This window comes from Bradyrhizobium sp. UFLA05-153 (genome assembly GCF_054185185.1).
In genome coordinates, this window is record NZ_JBBIAM010000126.1 from 22,791 (window position 1) to 26,904 (window position 4,114).

The 4,114-nt window shown below is 58.3% G+C and carries 5 protein-coding genes; all 5 read left to right on the forward strand.

Annotation, left to right across the window (positions count from 1 at the left end; all coding sequences use genetic code 11):
* Window positions 1–238: 238 nt before the first annotated feature.
* Window positions 239–448, forward strand: coding sequence for a Flp family type IVb pilin (locus Q2941_RS42365; RefSeq protein WP_458196223.1), 210 nt, complete (start codon window positions 239–241; stop codon window positions 446–448).
* 80 nt (window positions 449–528) lie between these two features.
* Window positions 529–1,062, forward strand: a complete 534-nt coding sequence (locus Q2941_RS42370) for an A24 family peptidase (RefSeq protein ID WP_458196224.1) — start codon at window positions 529–531, stop codon at window positions 1,060–1,062.
* 2 nt (window positions 1,063–1,064) lie between these two features.
* Window positions 1,065–2,027, forward strand: a complete 963-nt coding sequence (cpaB, locus tag Q2941_RS42375; protein WP_458196225.1) for a Flp pilus assembly protein CpaB — start codon at window positions 1,065–1,067, stop codon at window positions 2,025–2,027.
* A complete protein-coding gene (locus tag Q2941_RS42380; RefSeq protein WP_458196226.1) occupies window positions 2,024–3,223 on the forward strand; it encodes a CpaE/TadZ family protein in 1,200 nt (399 codons plus the stop codon). Before cpaB ends, Q2941_RS42380 begins: the two co-directional genes overlap by 4 nt.
* Window positions 3,220–4,114, forward strand: an 895-nt coding sequence (locus tag Q2941_RS42385; protein ID WP_458196227.1) for a TadA family conjugal transfer-associated ATPase, incomplete at its 3' end; no start/stop codon positions are given. The genes Q2941_RS42380 and Q2941_RS42385, both read left to right, overlap by 4 nt.

Below are 4,114 nucleotides of genomic sequence, written 5' to 3' on the forward strand. Positions count from 1 at the left end.
GTCTGCGCACGGACAAGGACGGCGTGGTGTCGCTCGAGTACGTGATCGTCGGGGCTTGTGTCTGCGCCGTCGTGCTTCTCCTGTTTACTGGTACCGGTACTAACACCCTTAGCGGAGCGCTGAATACCGGGTTCGGTAAGATCGCCACCACTATGTCTGGTCTGCCATAAGCGGAGTCCAGAGCGCGGCAATTGGATGTCCCAATGCCGCGTCACCCTTTCGAAGGAGGGATTCTGCTATGTTGAGATATTATGTTGAGACCACGGAAGCGTTGAAGCGTCTGCGCACGGACAAGGACGGCGTGGTGTCGCTCGAGTACGTGATCGTCGGGGCTTGTGTCTGCGCCGTCGTGCTTCTTCTGTTTACTGGTACCGGTACTAACACCCTCAGCGGAGCCCTGAACACCGGATTCGGCGCGATCGCTTCTACAATGACTGGCCTGCCCTGACTCGTCTCTGAGTCTCATGACAGGTCTTTAAGTTCAGAGCGTGGCAACGGATGTCCCAATGCCACGCCTCCATTTCAGGCATGCATTTCATGGACTGGATTGCTCCCATGGATTGGGTTGCTCCCACGGCGTCGTTTCTTGAAATTCTTTTGTTGCTCTATGTCGCAACGATCGATATCGCGACACGATTGATCCGAAATGAAATTTGTCTGGTGCTGGCGCTCCTCGGGATCGCCGGGCATTTTGCCAGCCCGATGCAGTTTGCAGAATCCTTGATCGCCGCGACAATCCTGTTTCTGCTGCTCTTCGTCATCTACCAGCGGGGATGGATGGGCGGCGGCGATGTCAAACTGCTGGTCGCTTTGGCGGTTGGCCTCCCATTAATGGGCGTGCTTCAGTTGTTGACTATCACCGCTCTGGCCGGCGGCATCCTCGCCGTGGTGCATCTGATGATGCGTCTCCTGCCATATCCCAGGCTCGCGCCCGCCGGATCGTCGTTCGCGCGCCGCGTTTACGCGATCGAACGTTGGCGCCATTTGCGACGCGCACCGCTACCTTACGGGGTTGCGATTGCGTGCGGCGGTATTTGGACCATTTTCAGTCAAGGGCTTTGAATATGTCATCTACTCTGCGTCTTTCGATCATAATGGTTTTTTTGCTCGCGGCCACTGCGCTCGGGCTTATTGCCTACAGCATGAACCTGCCGAATGCACAGGCCCCGGTAGTACACGCCACGGAGAAGGCGCCGGCGGCGCCTCTCACTCGCTACCTTGTCGCGGCACGTCCGCTGAAGGCTGGTACCTTAACACGCGACGAAGATTTTCGCGCCGATCCGTTGGATAGCGTTCCAACAGGGGCGATCCGTGATACGACCGACGATAGGAACAGACTTCTCGGTTCTCTGGTTCGCAAGAACCTCGACACGGGCAGTCCTATCACATCAGAAAACGTCTTGCTGCGGGGAGATCGCGGTTTCCTTGCCAGCGTCTTGGAGCCGGGTACCCGTGCCATCAGCATCAAGGTTGACGCAGAATCTGGTGTCTCGGGGCTGATCAAGCCGGGTGACTATGTGGATGTTGTCCTGACCCAAGTAGCCGCGAACGCAGATGTTGCGCGTCGCGCTCTCAGCGAAACCATTCTGCAAAATGTTCGAATCATCGCGATTGACCAGGAGATCGTGCAAACCGGCGGAGCCAATAACACCGCGACCGCGAAGGTTGCACAAACTGTGTCACTGCAGCTTGCGCCAGAGCAGGTCAAGAAGATTGCAGTTGCAAAAAATCTCGGAACGCTCTCCTTGGCCATGCGATCAGCTGTCGAGCCACGGGACATAGCGGACAGTCGCACTATTTCCAGCTGCGACGTGTCGGCGGATATAGCCCGCCAGAATGCTGTTGCCGGCCAAACTGCAGCGGTGGTGGTTTATGGAGGCGGTAAGGTTCAGGAATACTCAGTCAGGAAGCAAGATTCAACTGCGGGCTGTGGCGCCTTGCCGAAAATGGCCCGCGAGAGTGACACGGTGGTGGTTCATGCAGCTGATGAGGTTGAGGCGGTCAAGCCGCAGGAGAAACGGCGATGAGCGTTAACATGGCTATAGTCAACCCGCTTGATGAAGCTCCATCTGTTGCAACGCGCGACCGAATTGTCTGTTTCGTAAACGACGAGCTGAGCGCAGCGGCTTTGCGCAAAGGGCTCGAAGGCAGCAACCTATCGATCAGGCGTGGCACCATTCGCAACGCCATACGGATGCTCGAGACCGACACCGAGCTATTCGCGCTGGTGGCGGACATCAGCGGGATCGATGATCCCTTCACCGAGCTGGAGAGGTTGTCCGCCGTCTGCCCACCTGATGTCCTGGTGGCCCTGATCGGTGAGAGCAGAGAGATTACCTTCTACCGCGAGCTGATGGAAATCGGCTTGACCGAGTACCTTCCGAGGCCGCTCACGCGCGATATGGTGTTGCACCAGCTACGTCCGAAGCTGCTTGGCGACACGGCGCCCGCCGCGACCGATCGTGGTGGGCAAGTGATCTCGATCTGCGGCGCGCAAGGGGGCGCCGGGGCAACGAGTATCGCTATCAATCTCGCACTGCAACTGGCCGAGACCACGAAGGCCAAGGTCGCGCTGCTCGACCTTCATTTACAGAACGGCGAAACGGCAGTGATGTTGGGGGTTCGGCCCGGCCCAGGGCTGCGCATCGCTCTGGAAAACCCAATGCGGGCGGACACATTGTTCCTCGAACGCGCAGCCATTGATATCAACGAGCGTGTTTGTTTGATTTCCGCCGATGAGGATTTGGATGCACAGCTGGACATCACTGAAGCGGGAGTGAGACACGTACTGGGTCTGCTCCGTCAACGGTTCAACTACATCGTTGTCGATGTACCAGTGCCGTTTCCGCCATCCATCCATCCGGTGATCATGCTGTCTCGCCAAGTGCTGGTGCTGCTGGAGGCTGAAGTGACCGGACTTCGCAACGCGCATGCCCTCCGCGCTGCCGTCACCAGCATCGCCGGTAAAGACCGAGTTTTTACTTTGCTCAACCGTGCCGGTCGTCCGGGCGGTCTTCCCAGGGCAATGGTTGTCAAGGCCTTAGGCGCAGAACCGGACATGGTGATTCCCGATCTCGGCAAGGGGATGACCCAAGCGGTCAATCTGGGAATTCCAGCTTTGAAGCACGTACGAAAACTGCGCCGTCACCTCGCGCCCATTGTCCGGGAGATCACTGGTGTCGGCATCGTGCGGCAGGGATGGTTGAGGAGGCTGTTCCGGTGACGAAAAAATTCGGCACGCGCGAACGCGACGGCGCGCCAACCCGTTTTCCTCAATCTGTGGAAAGGGACGGCGCGCCAACCGGGTTGCCCACGTTGACGCCAAGCCGCGACGAACCTTCGACCGACCAGCCCGTGATGCAAGTTTCACCGCACGAACGAGGCGCTGTGCCGGCTTCGCCGCACGAACGAGCTGACATGCCGGCTTCGCTGCGCGAAAGGGTCATTGAGCAGATTGAGCCATCGGTGGCCGCGACTGTTTCCCGCGATGTTCTTCGGCGGCAGATCGAGGAAATCATCCATGGAATCGCCAACCAGGAACGGCTCGAACTGTCCGGCCGTGAGCAGTTTCAGCTAGCGGACGAGATTGCGGACGACATGACCGGCTACGGGCCGCTGCGTTCGCTCCTGGTGGATGAATCGATCAACGATATCATGGTCAACGGTCCAAGTAACGTTTATGTCGAGCGATACGGCAAGCTGGAACGGGTCGCGCTGCGATTCCGCGACAATGAGCACATCGCGTCGGTGGCGCAGAAGATCGCGGCCCGAGTTGGCCGGCGGGTTGACGAATCCAGCCCGATGGTGGATTGCCGCTTGCCGGACGGCAGCCGAGTCAACATCATCTTCCCGCCGCTAGCGATCCATAGTCCCTGCATTTCGATCCGAAAATTTCCAAGTCGCCGTTTGAATTTGGCCGGAATGGTCGAAAACGGCACAATGACCGCTGCCATGAGACAATTGCTGGAGATTGCCGCCCGATCTCGGCTCAATGTTCTGGTCTCTGGCGGTACCGGTTCTGGCAAGACGACACTGTTGAACGCCCTGAGCCAACACATTGATCACAGCGAGCGCATTGTCACCATCGAGGATGCCGCAGAGTTGCAGCTGCAAC